The sequence below is a fragment of the Gluconobacter sp. P1D12_c genome, assembly GCF_018812105.1.
GTDB classification, from domain to species: domain Bacteria; phylum Pseudomonadota; class Alphaproteobacteria; order Acetobacterales; family Acetobacteraceae; genus Gluconobacter; species Gluconobacter oxydans_A.
In genome coordinates, this window is the sequence record NZ_JACSIQ010000007.1 from 178,742 (window position 1) to 200,210 (window position 21,469).

The following is a 21,469-nucleotide window of genomic DNA, read 5'->3' on the forward strand; positions in this document are numbered from 1 at the left end:
AGAAGGCAGACAGGCAGTGACGACGGAGACTCCGGAACTTGAGATCCCGGCGAAAGCTGGCGGAAAACGCAGGATTATCCTGATCGCAGCAGTGCTCTGTGCCATGCTGGCTGGAGGCGGCGTATTCGCCTGGCGGCATTTCCAACATCCTGCGTCCCGTCCCGTAAAAGCGGCGTCCCAGCCGATATCCCTGACACTCATTACCATCCCGACGCTGGTGTCCAACCTCGATACCGGAGATGGCAGGGCGCGTTATGTTCGGATCAGTGCGCGCCTTCAGGTTGAAGACAGCAAAGATACGGCAAAAATCGGGCCGCTCATGCCTCAGATACAGGATGCCTTCCAGACCTGCCTGCATGGGATGCGCCCGGACGAGCTAACCGGAGCGGGAATTTATCGTCTGCGGGAAACCATGCTGGCGCAGATTTCCAATATTCTTGCTCCCTTGTCCGTGCGTGATCTCTTCTTCGTGGAAGTGCTGGTGCAGTAATGCCAGACGCACAGAAGGCTACGTCGGAAGGTGATGCAAACGATGCGCCGATGCCACGTTTTGCCCTTTCAATGGATGATCTTGGTTTTTCAGAGGATGACGGTGCGGACCGGATTCTGAACCAGGACGAGATTGATAGTCTCTTTGGTAGCGACGCCCACGTGAGCGGTGGCGGCGAAGGGAGTGGTCTGGAAAAACTGCTGAGCACGTCGTTCGTCTCTTACGAGCGGCTCCCTATGCTTGAAGTGGTTTTTGACCGCCTCGTCCGGATTCTCACGACCAGCCTACGGAACTTCACCAGCGATAACGTTGAAGTCTCAATGGATCGCCTGGCTTCCCAGAGGTTTGGAGATTATCTGGAAAATGTTTCCGGGCAATCCATGTTCGCCGTCTTCAAAGCGGAGGAATGGGACAATTACGGGATTCTCGTTCTCAGCTCGTCCCTTGTTTACAGTGTCATTGATGCATTGCTTGGAGGGCGTGATCGTGTTCGTCCTCATGGCGATGGGGAGAGGCGCGCAGAAGGCCGACACCATACGGCGATCGAGCGCGCACTGGTCGAGCCTCTGATTCGTGTGATCCTCTCGGACCTTTCCATGAGTTTCAGCCCTTTGTGTGCCGTGAATTTTCGCTTTGAACGGCTGGAACTGAATTCCCGCTTTGCGACTATTTCCCGGGCGGCAAATGGCGTCGTGTTGGCACGGTTTGGCATCGATATGGATGGGCGCGGTGGGGATGTGGATCTCATTCTGCCGCATGCAACGCTGGAGCCTGTTCGGGAAATTCTGCTGCAGCAGTTCATGGGTGAAAAATTTGGCCATGACGGCATCTGGGAAAGTCATCTTGCCCAGGAGCTCTGGAATACGGACGTCACGCTCGACGCTGTCCTGGAAGAGCAGAGCATGAATCTTCAGGACATCATGTCCCTCTCGCCCGGCGAGATGCTGGTGCTGCGCCGTGATCCAACGGCTCTCGTTCAACTGCGCTGCGGTGGAAAAACGATCTTTCGGGGGCGGGTTGGCAAAAAGCAGGGTCATGTCGCGGTTCGTATTGAAGAAAATCTTATTGGCGGAGGGGCCGGTGATCGCCCTTCTGCATACAGCTGAAAAGGCGGAGCAGTTTCCATGGACAGGTTCCAGATCGTACTTGAAGTTGCTCTGTCAGCCCTGCTGCTGATTACGATTTTCTACAGCCTCTATCTTGGCCGAGCGCTATCGGTCATCCGTCGAAACCGGGGAGAGCTGGATGCCCTGATTGCGAGTTTGCAAAGTAGTAGTCAGCAGGCTCAGTCTGGTATCGACCATCTGCGTCAGACAACTGAAATGGTTGGACGGTCGCTGGGTAAAACGGTGGAGAGCGGAAAGAGTCTCAAGCGTGAACTGACGATGCTGTGTGAACGATCAGAAGCTGTCGCTCAGGTCTTGGAAAAAACAGCTTCAATCGGTCGTCCCGCCCACTCGGAGCCTCTCAGGGAGGCAGACGCGCCGGATATGGAGGGCCCTCGTTTTTCTGCCCGTCTCAGGACAGATGAAGGACGATGGGGGTCACCCAGCACATTGAAAACGCCATCCGGTAAGACTGCAGCCGAGCGCGAGCTGCTGCGTGCCCTTCGTCAGAAGCAGGTGTAACGCTCATGCTCTTTCGCTTGCTGCACATTGCCTGTGGTTTGATGATCATCCTGTTGGGCGTGAAAGTTTACGATCTGGTTGGGTATGTCGATGCCTCAACGGACTCATCGTTGATGTCGTCTGCCATGGCGCAGCCGGCCGCGACACAAGTGGCGCCTAAGGCTGCTTCTGACGAGGCTGCGAGCAAACGAGCTGAAGCAGAGGACGGGAAGTCTGCTCAACAGAAGGCCCCCTCCTCGGACCTTTGCAAGTCAGGGGGCTGCCAAGGCGCATTGTCTCCGACAGGCACGGTAGACGCTATAACTCCTGACCCGACACTGAAAGCAGAGCTGGCTGCACGGCAGCAGGAACTGGATCGCAAGGCTGCGGCGTTGGAAGATCGGCAGCGACTGGTGGATGCGGCAGAAGAAGAGCTGCAACGTCGGATGACCGCACTCCAGACATCCCGTTCGCAGTTTGAAGAGACAGCACGACATTCGGACGAGCTCCTGAACCAGGATGCGGAAAGACTGGTCAGGATTTATGAGGCGATGAAACCTGTCGATGCGGCCGCTATTTTCAATATTCTTGATCTGCGGGTTGGCGTGGGCCTTTTGAACCGTATGAGCCCGCGGAAGGCTTCAGCGATCATGGAAGCCATGTCTCCACAACGAGCCATTTTGGCGACGCAGCTTCTTGCCAATGCTCATGCGCATCCAGGCATGCATATTGGGGATAACGGGTGATGTTGGCGCGGGGCTGCCTCTTCGCTCTGGCAATACTGCTGCTCCCACAAACCGCAGTAGCTTTGCCGCCAGCCGCAAGTGCGCTTCTTCCCTCAGGATGGTCATTCCTGAACGATCCATCTCCACTTTTATCCAGCCAGGAAAAAGCTAGGGCGTCGGTCGGGCGTACGGATTTCAGTGCGCGGCCTGTCATGCAGGCGAATGAGGGCGTCGTCCCATCCGCAACTGGATTGTGGTTGCCTCTGGGGGAAATGACGCCCGTTGCCGCGTTTCAAAATGGCCGGCGTCTCCTGATCGTTGCAGCCGGTCGCCACGTCATCGACACCGCCGGGCTAACGAATGTTGCTCCATTCGAAGGTGTATCTGCTCGCATTATGGCGGATGTGACAGCTGTCAGCATCCTGTGTCCTGAAGGATCCAGTCCATTAATCAGACCCGTCGGGCATGGATGGACGGTGTCTTTCGGAAGGCAATCAACCCCATCCCCAGATGTTATGTTGTTAGGGCAAGATGAGGGTGCCCTGACTTTCACGCCGCCTCGGGAAGACGGGGCTCTATTTGTTGTCACGTTTCGAGACCCGGATTCGGGCCGGCGGCTGTTGCTCGGTCTCTCACGGTCCGGTTCTGTTTCAGGTGATTTGATCCGGCGGGGAGCAGGCTTTGAGGTCCGTCCTAGTCTGATGGGGCTGGTCATTGCCGCAGATGCCGATGCAATCGAGCTCAGGCAAAACGGAAAGCAGTTCTTTCTTGATAGAGTTGGCCCCAGCGATACTCCGCTGCTTGCTGGAGGGAAAGTTGCTGCTTATGGGGCTTCGGATGCCGGAGTAGCGTTGGCTGGCAGCCCACCGGAAGGTTTGCGAGAGAGTGTGCGTCGCGCTCAAATTGCGGCAGCAATGGCATCAGCGGGACAGCGCTTCGATGCGCGGATCCGTCTGGCACAGGCTGCGGCAAGGCTAGCTAATGGTGCATTGGTTTCACAGGTTCTGCAGGTAGCACTGGAAGATCAGCCTGAAGGGAGCACCCGCAAAGATGTACGAAGGCTGAGACAAATTTCGGCTGTGCTGAATGGTCGTGCTAATCCGTCTCTGTTGTCAGAGGAAGAAGGGGCAACGCCGGAGGACCAGTTCTGGCGAGGAATGGTACGCGCGCAGTTCCCTATTACGGGAGAAGGACCTGATGTCGATGTACAGCGCACCCGGACGGCCAGTTTGATTGCGACGGGACTACCTTCTGTATCGGGATATTCTGAGCCTTTGCGGCATCGTCTGCTGCCGGTGGCTGCAGAGTGGGTCGCGCGGTATGGCACAGCAAAAGATCGGGGCGTTCTCTTATCCCTTCCCTCAGTACCGGAAACCGTTCTTGCGCGTGCCTTAGCAGCAGTTGAGACACATGCGCTGGATGCAAGAGGGCAGCTTGAGACGCTCGCTCATGATCCTTCTCCTATGGTGTGGCCGGTTGCCAGCGAAGCTGCTCTTCGCTTCGATTTTGAAAAAAATGCATCACCCGCGAAAGCAATTGGTGAGCGTGTGGATGGTCTTATGCCTGCCTTCAGAATGGTCGGAAGGGAGCGTGAGGCACGACTGTTGAGTATTGATGCGTTCATTAAAGGGAAAGAATGGCGCACCGCTCAACAGGACGTGCAAGACGGGCAGGCTGTCTATGGGAAAGCTGGTTTTCCTGGTCATGACAGGTTGCTCGTTATTGCCCGTGGGTTCGCAGAGCAGAAAGACATTGAAGCAAAGAGTGCTCTTGCTGAGGTCGAACTGTTGAAAGCAGCAATGACAATTGAGCCGAATGACCCGACATTACAGGCGTATCGTTTGAAGGCTCTGGAGCGTCGATATGCGGTGCTAGGTCTCCCAGAGGCTCAAAGGACGGTATTGCGTGGTCTTCTTCAGAAGCAGCAGGGACCTGAACATCAGGATACTATGGTGAAGCTGGTTCGTCTGGATCTTGATGCGAAAGACCTGAGCGCTGCACTCTATGATTTACCGGCGGAAAACCCCGCCGATGTATCTGTGCTGCCGGGAGGTCAGCCAGAAGCATTAGAGGTATCATTGCTTCGTGCTGAAGTCGCGCGTGAGCAACACGATTTGCCTAAGGCTGAGCACTACCTCATAGGCCGGACAGAGACACAGGCATTGAAAATGCGTGCGCAGTTGATGGAGCAGGCGAAGGACTGGGTTGGCGCAGTTTCTGCTCTGAAACCTGTCATCGATGCAGCCTGGACAGGGCGTAAAGAGGCTTCAGTTCTGTCGCCGGATCTGGAAGCGTTGGTTCTGGAGCTGGCTGGCGATGCCTCAAGGGCCCATGATGATACTACGCTCGCTCTTCTAAAGAGGCAGTATGGTTCCCTCATGGAGCGTTCGGCGTCCGCAGGGGTTTTTAAGCTTCTGGTTGGTGAAAGTTCGGCCAAGTTGCCTGCCGGTGGATAAGGCCGCTAAGTGCTATGAGCCTTGAGAAAGGTCTGTATGCCGTATGCGATGAACTGGACCAGGTTTTCGCCTTCTTTGGGCGGCTTGCAATGCGTTAGGTGCGCCAGTAGCGGGCCACCCAGGGTCATGCTGAAAAGCAGATCTGCCGCTTCTTCAACGTTCTCGATATGGAGATGGCCGGCCTCGGCCTGTTTGGTCAGCCACTGCTGAACGGGAAGGGCCCGTCCGGAAAGATGAAACAGGTCTGTTACGATTTGTCGTACGGCAGGATTTCGCGTGGTTTCCGTGATGATGGACTTCAGAAGGCCAAGGCGCTCTTCATTTAGAAGTTGCTCCGCGAGGAGTGTCATCATCATCTGGAGCTGCTGGGGAAGAGGATCTGTTTCAACCGGGGTATACGGAAGCGGAGCGAAAAGCCGCTCTATGATAAGGGTCTCGAAAAGAGATTTTTTAGACTCGAAAAACTGGTAGAGCGTCTTCTTGGACATTCCAGAGCATGCGGCAATGCTGTCCATGGACGCTGCATGGTACCCATGAGTCGTGAGCATTGAACTTGCAGCATTCAAGATCCGCGTCTTGCGCTCTACGTCATCCACTGAGCCGTTATGATCGCAGCACCGCAGCTTGCGGGTATCGGGTAGGGCGGAAGTGGGACTGTTCAAGATCAACTCCGGGATTATTTGTACCGGCCGAATTGACGTTCATCAAAGAAACCGGCTAGTTTCCGGAACAACTGGAAACTGCGTGGTTTCTGTATCACAGGATAGCGGCTGTATCATGCCTTCTTTTCAGAAAACATTTTGGATGTCGTCCGCGACTGTCGTCTTGGAGAAAGGTCAGATGCGCCGTCAGGCCAAAACAATGATCCCTTTGCTGGCAGCCGTGCCTTTCTTGGTTGCTGGTTGTCAGAAAAAAGCCGCCGCTCCGCAATTGCCGCCACAGCCCGTGGGCGTCATGACGCTGCAAACCCAGCCGGTTACGCTGGAGACGTCTCTTCCTGGCCGAACGGATGCCTATGAACAGGCGCAGATCCGTCCGCAGGTGAATGGTGTGATTGTCTCGCGTGACTTTGAGCAGGGTGCGGACGTCAAAAAAGGGCAGCAGCTGTTCCAGATTTATATTGCGCCGTATCAGGCTGCTTATGACCAGGCCAAGGCTCAGCTCATGAATGCTCAAGCCGTTGCCACGCGCGCGGCTGGTCAGCTTCGCCGTTATGCGCCGCTGGTCAAGGCGCATGCTGTCAGCTCACAGGACTATGACAACACGCTTGCAACGGCCCGCGAAGCTGAAGCGCAGGTTGCTCAGGCGAAAGCCAATCTTGAGGCCGCCGAAGTCAATCTGAATTATACTCATGTCCGTGCCCCGATTGATGGCCGTATCGGCCGTACGCTTTATACGCCGGGTGCGTTGCTCACGGCAGGGCAGACACAGCCGATCGCAGTCGTGACACGGCTTGATCCGATCTATGTGGACGTCAATCTGGCGGCCTCTGACATGCTGCGTCTCAAGCATGAACTGGCGACGGGGCAGGTCGAGCGTAAAGGCGATGATGCCGCTGCTGTGGGGCTGAAGCTGGAAGATGATTCAGATTATCCCCAGCGCGGCAAGCTCCAGCTTTCGGAAGTCACGGTAGATCCTGCAACGGGAACGCTTGTCATGCGCGCCGTTTTCCCAAACCCGGATCATCTGCTTCTGCCGGGAATGTTTGTACATGCCCATATCCGCGAAGGTATCGACCCGAACGGCATTCTGGTGCCGCAAGTGGCTGTCCAGCGTGACTCGAAGGGAAATCCTTTCGTGATGACCGTTGATGCCGAAAACAAGGTGCAGCAGCGCCCGATCCAGACGACCCGGACAATTGGTAAAGACTGGCTGGTGACGGGCGGCCTCAAGGCTGGCGACAAGATTATCGTGAACGGTCTGCAGAAGGTTCAGCCGGGTGCGAAGGTCGCTCCTCAGGAAGTTCCTGCGGGAAAGGCTGAGTAACAGCACATGACGCTCTCACGCTTTTTCATTGATCGGCCGATTTTTGCATGGGTGATCGGGCTGATCATCATGCTGGTTGGTGGTGTTGCCATCACCCGCATGCCGATTGCCCAGTATCCCAGCATCGCACCGCCGCAGATCGCCATTTCTGTCATGTATCCGGGCGCTTCGGCGGAAACCGTGAATAATACGGTTGTCCGTCCGATTCTGCAGCAGATGTATGGTCTGGATCATCTCGAATATCTGTCTGCCTCGTCCTACGCGAGCGGACAGATGGAAATCGATCTGACCTTCGAGCAGGGGACCAATCCTGACATTGCTCAGGTTCAGGTTCAGAACAAGCTCCAGCTTGCCCAGCCGCGCCTGCCGTCTGAAGTGACGGCTCAAGGGCTGAGTGTTACGAAGGCCACCAAGAACTTCATGATGGTTCTGGCCTTCATTTCCGAAGACGGAAGCATGTCCGGTCAGGACATTGCCGATTATGTGGCGTCCAATATTTCTGATCCGCTGTCGCGTGTGTCAGGTGTGGGCGATCACACACTGTTCGGCTCAGAATACGCGATGCGTATCTGGCTTGATCCGTCCCGGCTGTATAATTACGGCCTGACGGTCGGCGATGTGCAGTCTGCCATTCAGGCTCAGAATATTCAGGTTTCGTCCGGTGAGTTGGGTGGTTTGCCCGCTAAAAAAGGCATCGGATTTGACGCGACGGTCATTGGTCCGACGCGTCTGAGTTCGCCTGAAGAATTTAACAAGATTTTGCTCAAGGTTCAGCAGGACGGTAGCCAGGTTCGCCTGAGCGACGTGGCCCGTGTTGGGCTTGGTGCACAGAGTTACGCTCTCGGTTCCGTCTATAACGGTCATCCTGCATCTGCGATGGCTCTGAAGCTGGCGCCGGGCGCCAATCAGCTTCAGACAGAAGCCGCAGTCCGTAGCCGAATGACAGATCTGCAGCGCTATTTCCCGCATGGTCTGAAGCTGGTCTACCCGCTTGATACGGAGCCGTTCATCACGCTCTCTATCAAGGAAGTTATCGAGACGCTGGTTATCGCCATCATTCTCGTGTTCTTCGTGATGTTGATCTTCCTTCAGAACTTCCGTGCCACGCTGATTCCGACGATTGCTGTCCCGGTTGTTCTTTTGGGCACGTTCGGGCTGCTGTCCGTGATGGGATACAGCATCAACACGCTGACCATGCTGGCTATGGTTCTGGCTGTTGGTCTGCTCGTGGACGATGCGATCGTCGTTGTTGAAAACGTCGAACGTGTGATGACGGATCAGGGCCTGTCTCCCAAGGAAGCTGCTCGTCAGTCCATGGATGAGATTTCCGGTGCCCTGATTGGCATCGTGCTGGTTCTGACGGCTGTGTTCTTGCCGATGGCCGCCTTCGGTGGTTCTACCGGCGTGATTTATCGTCAGTTCTCCATCACCATTGTTGCCGCCATGTGGTTGTCTGTTCTGGTGGCTATGGTCATGACGCCGGCACTCTGCGGGTCCATGCTGAAGCCTACCCATAAGGGCCATGAGCGTGGTCCGGCAGCCTGGTTCAATCGTAATTTTGACCGCCTGACCAATGGTTATCTGAGCGGTGTGAAATGGCTCATCCGCGCGCCTGTTGTCAGCATGGTCGTCTTCCTGCTGCTGACTGCCGGTGTGGTGTTCCTGTTCAATCGCGTGCCTGGCGGGTTCCTGCCTGACGAAGATCAGGGAATCATCTTCGGTCAGGTCACGATGCGGAATAACGCAACGCAGGAGCAGACCGCTGCCGTCAACAAGAAGATCACGGATTACGTCCTGAAAAATTATGGAGACTACGTTCAGTCTGTCTTCACGATGAACGGCTTCAGTTTTGCGGGGCAGGGTCAGTCTGCGGGTGCATTCTTTATTCGAATGAAGCCGTGGGATCAGCGCCCCGGTGCTGCTCATACGACGATGACCGTGTCTCGTGAAATCATGATGCATTTCTGGATGGATCCGGACGCGCAGATCTTCGCAGTTAACCCGCCAGCCGTGATGGAACTGGGTAACGCTACTGGTTTCGATCTGGAACTTGAGGACACAGGCCATCTGGGGCACGCAGCACTGCTGGCTGCACGGAATCAGGTGCTGATGGAAGCGGCTAAAAATCCGCTCCTTCAGGCTGTTCGTCCGCTCGGCATGGAAGATGCACCACAGTTCAAGCTGGACATCAACCGTGAACGTGCGAACGCACTTGGTCTGACCAATGCTGACATCAACACGACGCTGGAAGGTGCTCTTGGCTCCATCTACGTCAACCAGTTCATGCGTGATGACCGTGTGAAGCAGGTCTATATTCAGGGTGAACCCTGGGCGCGTATGACGCCGGAAGATCTAAACCGCTGGTACGTCCGCAATACGACGGGCACGATGGTTCCGTTCAATGCCTTTGCTTCCGGTACGTGGGAAAGCGGCCCGCAGAAGGTCGAAGACTACAACGGCATGAACTCCTACGAGATTCAGGGGCAGCCCGCCGTTGGGTCCAGTTCCGGTCAGGCTATGAGCGAGATGGAAAAAATCCTCGCCAAGCTGCCACGTGGCATCGGGTATGAGTGGACGGGTCTGTCCTACGAGCAGCTTGCATCCAGTGGTTCAACGGGGCCGCTTTATGCTCTGGCCGCTATTGTGATCATGTTCTGTCTCGCAGCGCTTTATGAAAGCTGGGCCATTCCGTTTGCCGTGCTTCTGGTGCTGCCACTTGGTGTGCTCGGAGCGATTGCCGCAACGCTGGGCCGTGGCCTTTCTAACGACGTTTACTTCCAGGTTGGTCTGCTGACGACAGTTGGCCTGTCTGTGAAGAACGCGATCCTGATTGTGGAATTTGCCAAGGCTTTCTTTGAAGAAGGGCAGTCTCTGGAAGAGTCCGTGATTGAAGCCGGGCGTGAACGTCTGAGGCCAATTCTCATGACGTCCATTGCGTTCGTCTGCGGTGTGTTCCCGCTTGCGATTGCAACGGGCGCAGGCTCTGCTGCACGTGTGGCCATCGGCACCTGCGTGGTGGGCGGCATGTTGTCTGCAACCTTGCTTGCGATTTACTTTGTGCCGGTATTCTTCGTAGTGGTGCTGCGTCTGTTCCGTGTGGTCCGCATCCGGGACCGGAAGGACGCCTATGCCCATCTGGATAATAAGGCGACACCTGCTATTGAAGGGGAGCACGGCGCATGAAGGCCCGTCTTGGATTTGCCGCGCTGCTGATGCTTTCCGGCTGTAACATGGCTCCCAGATATCATCAGCCGACGCAGGCTGTGCAGAATGGGTATCCTGCAGACACAGGTGCAAAAAATGCGCCTGCGGCTCGCAGCGTTGCCAATCTCGGCTGGGAAGATTTCTATACTGATCCGCGTTTGAAAGCGCTTGTTCAGTTGGCTCTGAAAAACAACCGCGATCTGGCGGCGCAGGCAGCTGCAGTTACGGTTGCGCGTGGACAGTATGAAATCCAGAATGCATCCCTGTTCCCCATTATTTCCGCTGGTGGGCAGGGTATGTTTATGGCGCCGTCGAGTACGGCAGGTTTCTCTTTTGCGCCAGGCTTGGGTACTTCTATCTCCACTTTGCGGCTGTACCAGACGTCCATCGGATTTTCCTCTTATGAGGTAGATCTCTGGGGGCGCATTCGCAATCTGACAAAACAGCAGGCAGAAACCGTTCTTAATAGCGTGGAAAATGCCCGGAATGTTCTGCTCACCACCGTGTCACAGGTGGGGACAACCTATATTCAGTGGCTGGCTGACAGAGAGCAGCTCCGCGTCACCCGTGATACGCTGAAATCGCAGGGAGAGACCCTGCGTCTGACGCAGTTGTCGTATGACAATGGTGAAACGGATGCCCTGACGCTCGCACAGGTCAAGACGCAGGTAGAGCAGGCTTCAGCTAATGAATCGCAGTATTCGCGTGCTGTAGCAGACGACGAACATGCGCTGCAGTTGCTGGTGGGCACACCGTTGCCAGCAGATTTGCCGTCACCGGCGCCTTTTGGGGCGCAGACGATGATTGCGAATCTTCCGGAAGGGCTACCGTCTGATCTGTTAGCACAGCGGCCTGACATCGTGGCTGCCGAACATACCCTGATCGGCGCCAATGCGAATATTGGTGCCGCACGCGCCGCATTCTTCCCGAAAGTCACTTTGACGGCTTCGGAAGGCACAAGCTCACTCCAGTTTCGCAAGCTGTTCACACCTGGAGCGGAAACGTGGACTGTTTCACCATCCATCAGTTTGCCGATTTTTACCTGGGGACAGAGTGAAGGCAACCTGTTGATGGCGAAGGCGCAGAAGCTTCAGTATGCGGCACAGTATGAAAAGACTGTGCAGACGGCTTTCCGTGAAGTGTCGGATGCGCTGACGGCACGTGAGACGTATCTGTCTCAGGACCGTCATATGCAGTCGCTCGTTGACCAGTCACAGAAGGCCTATGATCTGGCAAAGATGCGATATGATGCAGGGATCGACAGCTATCTGACGACGCTTGAGCAGCAGAGAACGCTTTATCAGGCTCAGCAGAATGCCATTCTGGTTCAGGCTGCCCGATTCCAGAATCTTGTTACGCTTTACCGTGCGCTTGGCGGTGGGTGGAGCCAGAAGACGGTTTCGCCTACAGTGCCTGCCGCAACGCACTGACCGGAGAGCATCATGCGCAGGATCCTGACTACCACTTTGGCCGTTCTAGCCCTGACGGGCACGGCTGTCGCGCAGGATGCCGATGGTGACGGGCCCAAGAAGCCGAGCATGCACGAGCTGTATCATAGCTCTTCGCTGCCCCGGAGCCATGCTGACTTCAGTCGCTTCAAGTATCGCCCGCCAGGGGACAAGGTGGTTGAACAGCCGGATGCTTTTCGGCTGCTTTTCCGCACGCGTGACGGCCAGCCCGATGGTTATGCCGAACGTCGTGGCGATGCTGTGATCTACTATGATCGGTATGGCAAAGTGACGCATGTTCAGCCGCTCGCGCCGGACGATGAAACGCCGAACTGACCTGTTTCTTCGACGACTGTTTTTAGAGAGCCCCGCCCTGTTTTCAGGTGCGGGGCTTTTTTTTGTGTTCGTAAGGAAATACAGGCTTATTCCGCTTCGCTCGTGACGAGGTTTGTCGGAAATTAGAAACACTTCATCAAAAACTAGTTGAGAATGTTTCTCATTACCAATATAGGAGTTTCGAAATGTAAAGTTGTTTATCTGAATGAAGAGGTTCCGGTGACTGGTTCGCTGCGCACACACATCACGTCTCTTTCAGTTGCCGGTACGCTCCTGATGTCTTCGCAAGGCTATGCTGCTGCACCTGTGAAGCATGAGAAAAAGCCAGATCGTAAACCGGAGTCATCAACGCGGCATCTGGAAGACAGTGCTGGGGTTGAAGGGTCGGATGTCGAACATCTGACAGTTCAGGGGCATGGCTTTAACACCATGCATCAGTCTCTCGGGTTGTCCCGGATGCCACAGGACGTGATGCACACGCCGCAGAACATCAATGTTGTGCCGCAGGCCCTGATGCAGCAGCAGAATGTCAAATCTCTTGATGAAGCTCTGAGGAATGTGCCCGGTGTGACAACGTCCATCGGGGAGGGCGCTGGCGGCATGAACGGTGATCAGTTCCTGATCCGCGGCTTTCAGGCCCAGAATGATATCTATGAAGATGGACTGCGGGACTTCGGTGTCTATTCCCGTGATTCATTCAATTTCGAAACTGTGTCCGTCATCAAGGGGCCGTCTTCCGAAGTGTTTGGGAATGGCACGACGGGCGGTGCCATCAATATGGTGACCAAAACTCCTGGTCTGAAAAATCACTATTCGGCTGATTTTTCAGGTGGTTCAGGCAGTTATTATCGCGGCACACTGGATGTGAACCAGAAAATCAATGACTCTACGGCCTTCCGCATTACGGGAATGGGCGATGAGCATAATGTTGTGGGACGAGATTATATTTTCTCTCATCGCTGGGGTGTTGCTCCGTCTCTTGCATTCGGGATTGGCAAGAGAGCAACGCTTGTTCTGCAGTACATGCACCAGCAGGAAAACTCCGTGCCTGATTTCGGTGTACCGGTTGTCAAGAAACCGGGCGCAAAATATGGGCAACCTATCACGGAATACGGTATCCGGCGGACGAACTGGTACGGCACGGATAACGATCAGAACGCCACAAATTCCAACATGGAAACAGCGCGGTTCAGCTTCAAACTGAACAGGCATGTTACGTTCTATGATGACTTGCGGGGTGGGGAGTATTACCGGTCTTTTGCAGCCTCAAAAGCGACCTGCGATACAACGTGTGTGAACAACTACTTCAACGGGGATGCGTCAAAAGCGCTCGTTGCACGGTCCGGGCCAGTGGGTGCGGGAGCGGGCACAGGAGCCGGAACCTACATGGCGCCGCTGCCGTATGAGCAAACGAGCTGGTCTGTGCAGAATGTCGGCTCAATGGTTGCAGACTTCCACACAAGCTTTCTCAGGCATCAGGTTGTCGCCGGGTTTGATGTCGAACGCGTTAATGATGTTCGCTCACAGTCGACGTATCTGAAGCCAAAACCGTATGCGAACCTTGTTAATCCGAAGGGGAACGTCGGCAATCTTGATCTGGTACCGGGTGATATGAATCCGGCCGGTCTGGTGTCTCTGGGGTCACTGGGTGCGAAGTCGCATAGCAATGGCTATGGGTTCGATACGGGCCTGTTCCTGTTCGACCAGATCTGGTTCACCAAGTGGCTTTCTGTGAAAGGGGGCTTCCGCTGGGATCGTTGGCAAACGAGCTACAATCTGACGGGAGGAAATGTCGCGAAGAACCCTGATCAGCATTTTCATGACGTGACGGGCGTGTTCAATCCGAATGCCAGCCTCGTTGTCACCCCGGACGACCACCAGACTTATTATTTTACCTGGGCCAATTCCACGACCCCGATGGGAATGTACGTCACCAATGGGTCTGTTCCCATTCGTCCGGGGACCAATTCTTTTGCCAGTCCTGAGAAGGCTCAGCTTTATGAGCTTGGCGCCAAGTACAGCATTCTGCATGACCGGTTGGGTCTGACGGCGTCCCTGTTCCGCCTGGACAAGGGTAATGCATTGAACGCTGATCCGGTGACGGGTGAAATTCAGGGCTCTTCTGACCGGCAGCGTAATCAGGGGCTGGAACTGTCCGTCGGCGGTGTCATTCTGCCGGGCTGGAACGTGTCAGCGACCTATGCCCTTTATGATAGCAGCACGACGTCTTCTGCGACCAAGGCGAACCGCGGCAAGAATGTTCAGTATGTGCCACACAATCAGGCAACCCTCTGGTCAGCGTACAGCGCTTTCCCGGACAAGCCGTATAATCTGACAGTCGGCGGTGGGCTGACCTGGCGTGAGCATGTCTGGCTTGATACCGCCAATACTCTGCGTGCTCCGGCAAATCTGGACTTCAGCGCCATGATTTCCCATCGCTTTAACCGGCACTGGAAAATCTCCATGAATGGCTACAATCTTGCCAACAAACTCAATTACCAGAGCCTTTTCTCGAACCGTGCGACTCCCTCTGCAGGGCGTATGTTCCTGGGCGAAGTCAGCGTTGCGTATTGAGCGGCCAGTGTTTCGATTTTAAGCCAGCGTTTGGCATGGTGGGAAAACGCATTTTGTTTTCCCATTACGCTTGGGAGGCTTTTTGCCATTTGCGCAGTCCATTAGCTGCCAGAACGACGAATATCGTGTAAAGGGCGGCTGTCGGGTAAAGGTCGCGACTGACGAACATTGCAACGTAAGCTGTGTCGATCACGATCCAGCAGGCCCAACTGATCGTATGCCGCCGTGCGGCCCAGATCTGTGCAACCAGACTGTAACTGCTGAGCAGGGCATCAGCCACGGGGGTGGGATCGTCTGTAAAGCGCGCCAGACAGAAAGCCCACAGTCCGCCCCCAAGTGCGCCGATCAGAAGGCCAAAGAATAACCCGCGTTCCGAAAGTGGCCGAATATGCAGGGTCTCATCGCCCTGCGCACCGTCTTTTATCCAGCGCCACCACCCATAGAGCAGACAGCCACAGAATACGGCCTGAAGACAGGCGTCGGCGTAAAGATGAGCTTTAAAAAACACCCACCCGTATAAGAGAGCGGCAAGAAGAGAGAGTGGCCAGCAAGCCATATTGCGGCGTGCCGTCAGCCACACGCCGATGGCACTCAGAAGGGCCGCGATGAGTTCCGTCAGGGACATGCGGCAATGGCATCCAGAGTTTCGCGGAGCCAGTTTAGAAAATGTTGACCGTCACGGCCTGCAAACCAGTGTGCATGACCTAAAAGATAGTCTGCGTAGGCGACACGGGCTGATGCCTTATCCTGAACAAGCGTGCTGTAATACGCGACCTCAGATAATGCGAATTCGACATGAACAAGCGGCAGGAACGCAACGACCAGTTCGCGTTCTCGCAAAGTGAGGGGACGGACACGGTGATAGCCCGCTAACAGGGCGCTCAGCTGGCTCCACGAGACAGCATAGTGCGAGGACAGCCAAGAGATGGCAGTGCGCTCGATAGCTACTGCGAGATCGTACGCAGCGCAGGTGCGATCAGACATACCAAAATCAAAGATCCCGCAGATTTCGGCGTCTGGAGTGGCGGACGTCCAGAACTGGTTAGACGGATGCCAGTCTCCGTGTCCCCAACAGGGGATAATCTCCGTCAGGAGTGGTCGCAGTTTTGCGTGGAAAGGTCCCAGGACACGTAGGATCTGCTGCCACGCCTCTAAATTCAGTGCTGTGTTGAGACCGGGTTGAGACGCGGCCCAATGACGGAGGCCAGTCTCAAGATCGGGGTTGGTAATAGCGTTGAAGCTGGACAGCAAAAGCCGATCAGGCCGGGCGGGGGCGGCGTAATCTGTTGCTGCAAGATGAAGACGTGCGAGTGTGCCTCCTGCAGTATGCGCATGTTCTGAACAGAGAAACGGCTCCCAGGACTGAACATCTCGATAAAGATCCAAGCCGGGTAAGGGAGGGAAAACCTCATAAACCCAACCATGTTCTGTCAGAGCGCAGTGTTGTTCCCGCGTTGTAAACGCCGCCGTGACGGGTAAGCCGTGGCGGCTAAGATGCGCCATGAAAGCCTGTTCTTCCGTCAGGGCGTTCTGATCGCGAAGGCGCGGGTCATGGCGCTTCAGAAAAAGCATCGTGCCGTCGGTAAGGCGGGTCAGGGCTGTCGCGGAGAACGGGCGTTGTCCATGCCCTAGAACAGTTTCCGGAACGGCGGTAATGGGAAAAAACGTCAGAACACGTTTCGCCTCGTCGAGTGTCAGCGGCGGCCAATGCCGTTCAGCCTGCACACCATTGACGCCGAACTGTCCGGGAGCAGTCACGGGTTCAAAAGCCTGTGGACGCTGTGAACAGGGCCGCAAAACCGCCGCCGATATAATAACTCGGGGCGCTCCCGCTGATCGTGCTGCCGTAAATGCCAGTCGTGTCCTTTGCGTTCAGGGTCGGGCTGGCAACGCCGGACAGGGAGCGCTCATTGGTGATGTTAATGAAGTTCAGACGCAGGGTTGGCTTGTGCAGGCGGGATACATCGCCGAAGCGATAGCCGACGGAAATATCGCCTGTCGTTCGGTCTGACATCCGCTCATCATTCATGAACGTTGCGTATTGGTGCCCGGTGTAATGCAGGGTGGCCACGCCGAAGATATGCCCGTCATCGTAGCTGATGCCAGCAGCGGCCTGAAGCGTCGGGCTTCGAACGGCGATTTTGCCTTTGGTGGGCAGAAGATCGCCGCCAGAGGCAATGTTGTTATCAATGGTGGCGTGCAGATACTCGCCGGAAACATAGGGGCTGAAGTGGTGCCAAGGGCGCAGACCGATTTCCACATCCACACCGCGGGAGGTTTGGCCTCCGGCATTCATGGTCGTCTGAATGATGGAGCCGTTCTGGGAGGCCAGCGTTGAGATCTGGCGGTTGGTAAAGTTGTAGTTGAACAGCGTCAGGCTGCCGATGATCCATTGTCCTGTGCGGCGATATCCCAGTTCTTCGGAAATGGAATATTCGTTGCGGACGTCTGCGCTGCCTGTCGTCGCGAGTGCACCGGAGGTTGGGTCGTAGCTGTTGTAAAGCGCCGTCTGGTCTGGCGCGCGGAAATTGGTCGTGGCGTTGAAGAAGATCTGGTTCTGCTCATCAATGCGCCAGCGGGCGCCAAGACGCGGCAGAGGCTCCATGCTGTTGGATGCCACACGATACTGAGGGCCGGGAACATTGTTCGTGCCAGCGCGGCTCATCATGACGGCCTTGAAACCCGCTTCGATGGTCAGACGATCATGCAGAAGCGAGATATGGTCGCCCAGATACAGTGCGTTGGTCTGGGAAATAGTGTGGAAGCTGCCGCCCAGCAGTTTCTGCCCGTTCGCAAGATGGATCAGACTACTGCTGTTTTCCGCCCAGATATCGCCCGAAGCGCCGGTGGCGGAAACGGTTGTGAAGGGCTGCTGCTCGTTGTCGTCTCCGTAATCGTACCAGTAACCGAGCACGAAATCGTTCCAGCCGGTTTTGTAATGCAGGGTGGAATTGAATCCGGAGCGATAACTGCGTTGCGTGTAGTTAGCACGTACGACAGCGGTCCCGTCCTGCGCATTGGGGAGCGTGATCGTGTCACTCAGGGGCTGAGTGCCGTTATAGAGACCGGTTTCCGTCAGTGTGGAGCCACCCGGAACGTTGCCATAGGCGAACTGTGCGTAGGGTGTGACGTCGAGGGAAAGCTTATGCGTCAGATGCAGATGGACGGGCGCGCCTGCATAGAAGGTGCGTTCCGGCGCGCGCCACAAACGCCAGTAATTGACGGCGTTGTCTGCGTTGGAGGCGTCATAATGGCCTGCAAGGTTGTTCGCGCCATGAATGCCGTCGGCTTTCCAGCTTTCCATCGTGACCTGCGGATAATAGCTGGTGACGGTGGTGTTGAAGGAGCCAATCAGACTGGCGCGGTTGCCCTGGCTCCATTCCTTCAGGAATTTGAAATCGACATGCTGGCGTTTGTCCCGCCCCGGTCCGCGCCAGTTGTCGCTGGCGCTGTAGGAGTAAGACACAAAGCCACGAATGCCGGAATTGCCGATGTTGCCTGTTTCAAGGCGAATGAATTCGCGGTTGGTGTCGAAGGAGCCATAGGAGACGCTGGCGAAACCCCCTGCCTTCTGTGACGGATCGAGAAAGGATAGGCTCATCAAACCGCCGGCGGCGTTCAGGACAGGGCTATCCAGATCGGCCGAACCCTGGGCAAGTGCGACCTGACTGTAGTTCTCACTGTCAGCGAACTGGCTCGGATAGCCGGAATAATAGGCGACATCGTTCAGCGGTGTGCCTTCCAGTACATAGCCGATGGCATCATTGTTCAGGCCGCGCACGGTCAGGTTGGTGTTGGGCGAAAAGCCGAACGGATCGGATGTGGCAACATTCGCACCGGGCAGCATGGAGGCGAGCTGATAGGCCGTCGCCATCGGGGGCTGCTTGTCCATGTAATCGCGGCTGACTGTGCTGATAGAGCGCACGCTGTTTTCCGGTCGGATCAGGCCGCCGCCGGGCTGGTGCCCGGGTGCGCTGTCAGAAACGCGGTGAACGGTGATGTGTTCGGCCTTCGGGGCGATGGACGCAGGCGGGGTGAGGGCTGTGGTGTCCGCCGCGCGCACTGTACCGGCACAAACGGTCAGGCCGAGCAGAAAGACAGGAACCTGGCGGGATTTGCGCGCAAATACGATGGTCATGATGGTGCTGTCCCGCCTGCAATACTGCGATCCCCTCATGCGCAGCGGGGACGACGAGAGACACCGAAAATCCAGTCTTTGGATCTGTCAGTAGCCACCATCCCTCCGCCAGCATGAACTGGATCAGGTTCGATGGGTCACTGCGCTGGTATGGCTCTAAAGCGCATACCCTCAGCAGTCTCTCAGCCCTTTGTCAGGGCACCCCAAGGTGAAGAAGCACTCCTTCATGGGCTGCGAGAGAATGTCAATAAATTCCATAAGGCGTGGGGGGATCAAAATTTCGTCGGCAGGGATGGAGCGGCGATGCAGAGCAGGATAGAGTATTGTTATAAGATAACATATTTAGGATCTGTCATGCGTGTTGTGAAGCGCTTGTTGCCTGCTCTGCTCATTGCCAGCACGGCCCTTGGTTCAGCTCAGGCCGAGGAAGGAATGTGGACGTTCGACCATCTGCCAGCCCGTCAGTTGAAGCAGCAATATGGCTTCGAGCCTTCGGCTGAATGGATCAACCACGTCATTCAGTCTTCAGCACGTCTGGCAGAGGGATGCTCGGCGTCTTTTGTCTCTGGTGATGGGTTGGTGATGACAAATCATCACTGTGCCAATACCTGCCTGACCGACCTGTCGGACAAGACGCACGATTATTTTCATGATGGTTTTTCGGCAGCAGATGTTTCCAAAGAACCGCAATGTCCGGGTATGGAGCTGGATCGTCTGGATCAGGTGAAAGATGTGACAGGCCGTGTCGCTGATATGACCTCAGGCAAGCACGGTGCGGATTATGCAAAGGCGCTTCAGGCCGCCAGTAGCGTTCTGACGAAGGAATGTGCGGGCGGAGATGCAACACACTGGCGGTGTGATGTCGTAACGCTCTATCACGGTGGTCAAACTGCGCTCTATCGCTATCGTCGATATCAGGATGTGCGTCTTGTGATGGCGCCGGATCAGGATATCGCATTCTTTGGCGGCGATCCGGACAATTTTACCTTCCCACGGTACGATATCGATTTGTCGATGTTGCGGGTGTTTGAGGACGGTAAGCCGGTCCACACACCTTTCTTCAAGTTTGATCCGAAAGGGCCAAAAGCGGGAGAGTTGGTGTTCACGTCTGGTAATCCAGGGCGAACGCAGCGGTCTCTTCCGGCCAGTGCATTGACGTTCCAGCGGGACGTTATCCTGCCAACCATCATTGGCGTGTATTCGACCAGTGAAGGAGCCCTCTGGCAGTATTCGCGTGAAAGCAAGGAACACCTGATTGAAGCGCAAAATACGCTGTTCGGCGTTCAGAACGGCCTGAAATCTCTGTCGGGCACCGTGAAGGCCCTGCGGGAACCCGGCGTGATGGAAAAGCGTGAAGCGGAAGATCGTACTCTTCAGGCCTGGATTGATGCGGATGCCGAGCGCCGCAAGATCTATGGCGAGCCGTTCAAAAAAGTGGAGGCTGCACTGGCCATACAGCGCCAGTCTTATGGCCATGACTTTGCCATTGCCCGTATAGTTCATGGCCTGCTGGGTGATGCTGTCATGCTGGTATCAGCCGCGCAGGAGCGACAGAAGCCGGATGCCGAGCGTCGTGCGGGCTACCACGATGCCGAACTGGCTGAACTTGAAGCTGAAATTTTTGCCAAAGTGCCGGTGCATATCGATCTGGAAACCATGACGCTGGCTCTGGGTATGACCGCGATGCGTCAGATGTTGGGTGAGGATGATCCGGCCGTGCATCTGGTTCTCGGCACAAAAAGCCCGGATGAACGCGCTATAGAACTGATGCAGGGAACGAAGCTTGCTGATCCTGCGCAGCGCCTTGCGTTGTATAAGGGCGGTGCAAAGGTCATTCAGGCCTCTACGGACCCGATGATTGTTCTAGCCCGTCAGTTGCAGCCGGTTCTAGATGTGATCCGCAATCGAAGCCGTGATCAGATCGAAGCACCAATGCATGAAGCTCAGGGTGCGATTGCCCGTGCCCAGTTTGCGCGCGCACAGGCAGAAGGAAAGGCAGATACGCTTTATCCGGATGCTACATTCTCACCAAGACTGTCTTACGGCACCGTCAAAGGTTGGCAGGGTGGTGCCAAGACCATTGCGCCCTTCACAAATTTTGCCGGAATGTACAAACATGCGACCGGGAGCGATCCGTTCCGCCTTCCGCAGGTCTGGCTTGATGCGAAACCTCATCTGACACTGTCCACGAATCTCGATTTTGTTTCGACGAATGATATTGTGGGTGGAAATTCAGGCTCGCCGGTCATTAACCGGCAGGGCAATGTGGTGGGCCTGATTTTCGACGGTAATCTCGATAGTCTGGCTGGCGATCTTTATTACGATGGCGAGCGCAATAGAGCGGTTTCGACGGATACAAGCGCTATCATGGCTGCACTCAAGACCGTTTATCATGCCGATGCCCTTGCTCAGGAACTGGAACAGGGACACCTGTAATCATGATGTGAGGGTCATTCCTGCGGAATAACCCTCGACATCCAATGTAAGATTCCTGACAGTGGGTGG

General features: G+C 55.7%; 15 protein-coding genes and 1 riboswitch. Of the genes, 11 read left to right on the forward strand and 4 right to left on the reverse strand.

The annotated features are described in order from the left end of the window. The first annotated feature begins 16 nt into the window (after positions 1-16). The 5 genes from fliL to KP705_RS10125 are packed head-to-tail and all read left to right on the forward strand — an operon-like array spanning position 17 to position 5,278. Positions 17-490 carry a flagellar basal body-associated protein FliL gene (gene fliL / locus KP705_RS10105; RefSeq protein WP_046900729.1) on the forward strand — a complete coding sequence of 158 codons (474 nt, stop codon included), beginning with the start codon at positions 17-19 and terminating at the stop codon, positions 488-490. Next, positions 490-1,596, forward strand: coding sequence for a flagellar motor switch protein FliM (gene fliM, locus KP705_RS10110; protein ID WP_252348326.1), 1,107 nt, complete (start codon positions 490-492; stop codon positions 1,594-1,596). Before fliL ends, fliM begins: the two co-directional genes overlap by 1 nt. Positions 1,597-1,614: 18 nt before the next feature. Further along, positions 1,615-2,118: a DUF6468 domain-containing protein gene (locus KP705_RS10115; RefSeq protein WP_046900730.1), complete on the forward strand. Its 504-nt coding sequence runs from the start codon at positions 1,615-1,617 to the stop codon at positions 2,116-2,118. 5 nt (positions 2,119-2,123) lie between these two features. Then, positions 2,124-2,843 (forward strand): MotE family protein, encoded by a 720-nt coding sequence (locus KP705_RS10120; RefSeq protein ID WP_046900731.1) that lies wholly within the window; start codon positions 2,124-2,126, stop codon positions 2,841-2,843. Next, positions 2,843-5,278 carry a hypothetical protein gene (locus KP705_RS10125; RefSeq protein ID WP_046900732.1) on the forward strand — a complete coding sequence of 812 codons (2,436 nt, stop codon included), beginning with the start codon at positions 2,843-2,845 and terminating at the stop codon, positions 5,276-5,278. Before KP705_RS10120 ends, KP705_RS10125 begins: the two co-directional genes overlap by 1 nt. Positions 5,279-5,283: 5 nt before the next feature. Here KP705_RS10125 and KP705_RS10130 read toward each other — a convergent pair whose 3' ends face one another. After that, entirely contained in the window at positions 5,284-5,940 is a 657-nt protein-coding gene (locus tag KP705_RS10130) for a TetR/AcrR family transcriptional regulator (RefSeq protein WP_232309175.1), read from the reverse strand. Positions 5,941-6,055: 115 nt separating this feature from the next. Here KP705_RS10130 and KP705_RS10135 point away from each other — a divergent pair, with 115 nt between their 5' ends. From KP705_RS10135 to KP705_RS10155, 5 genes are all read left to right on the forward strand, one after another. Beyond that, positions 6,056-7,264, forward strand: coding sequence for an efflux RND transporter periplasmic adaptor subunit (locus KP705_RS10135; RefSeq protein WP_080951443.1), 1,209 nt, complete (start codon positions 6,056-6,058; stop codon positions 7,262-7,264). Between the two features lie 6 nt (positions 7,265-7,270). After that, positions 7,271-10,447, forward strand: coding sequence for an efflux RND transporter permease subunit (locus KP705_RS10140; RefSeq protein ID WP_215764402.1), 3,177 nt, complete (start codon positions 7,271-7,273; stop codon positions 10,445-10,447). Beyond that, positions 10,444-11,898, forward strand: a complete 1,455-nt coding sequence (locus KP705_RS10145; RefSeq protein WP_046900734.1) for an efflux transporter outer membrane subunit — start codon at positions 10,444-10,446, stop codon at positions 11,896-11,898. Before KP705_RS10140 ends, KP705_RS10145 begins: the two co-directional genes overlap by 4 nt. A 12-nt stretch (positions 11,899-11,910) precedes the next feature. Further along, the gene (locus KP705_RS10150) at positions 11,911-12,252 is read left to right on the forward strand and encodes a hypothetical protein (protein ID WP_046900735.1); all 342 of its coding nucleotides are present in this window, start codon (positions 11,911-11,913) and stop codon (positions 12,250-12,252) included. Positions 12,253-12,609: 357 nt separating this feature from the next. After that, a complete protein-coding gene (locus KP705_RS10155) occupies positions 12,610-14,826 on the forward strand; it encodes a TonB-dependent siderophore receptor (protein ID WP_046901001.1) in 2,217 nt (738 codons plus the stop codon). Between the two features lie 64 nt (positions 14,827-14,890). On the opposite strand, the gene pnuC is transcribed toward KP705_RS10155, so the two are convergent. From pnuC to KP705_RS10170, 3 genes are read right to left on the reverse strand one after another with little or no spacing between them, the layout of a single operon-like run. Further along, positions 14,891-15,451, reverse strand: coding sequence for a nicotinamide riboside transporter PnuC (pnuC, locus tag KP705_RS10160; protein ID WP_046900736.1), 561 nt, complete (start codon positions 15,449-15,451; stop codon positions 14,891-14,893). Further along, on the reverse strand, positions 15,442-16,584 hold the full coding sequence (locus KP705_RS10165; RefSeq protein ID WP_046900737.1) for a phosphotransferase enzyme family protein: 1,143 nt from the start codon (positions 16,582-16,584) through the stop codon (positions 15,442-15,444). Before KP705_RS10165 ends, pnuC begins: the two co-directional genes overlap by 10 nt. A 4-nt stretch (positions 16,585-16,588) precedes the next feature. Next, positions 16,589-18,964 carry a TonB-dependent receptor gene (locus KP705_RS10170; RefSeq protein ID WP_215764403.1) on the reverse strand — a complete coding sequence of 792 codons (2,376 nt, stop codon included), beginning with the start codon at positions 18,962-18,964 and terminating at the stop codon, positions 16,589-16,591. A gap of 83 nt (positions 18,965-19,047) precedes the next feature. Further along, positions 19,048-19,180: riboswitch (TPP riboswitch) on the reverse strand. A 138-nt stretch (positions 19,181-19,318) separates the two neighbouring features. Between KP705_RS10170 and KP705_RS10175 the strand changes: the two genes are divergently transcribed. Beyond that, positions 19,319-21,400, forward strand: coding sequence for a S46 family peptidase (locus KP705_RS10175; RefSeq protein ID WP_252348327.1), 2,082 nt, complete (start codon positions 19,319-19,321; stop codon positions 21,398-21,400). Positions 21,401-21,469 lie beyond the last annotated feature (69 nt).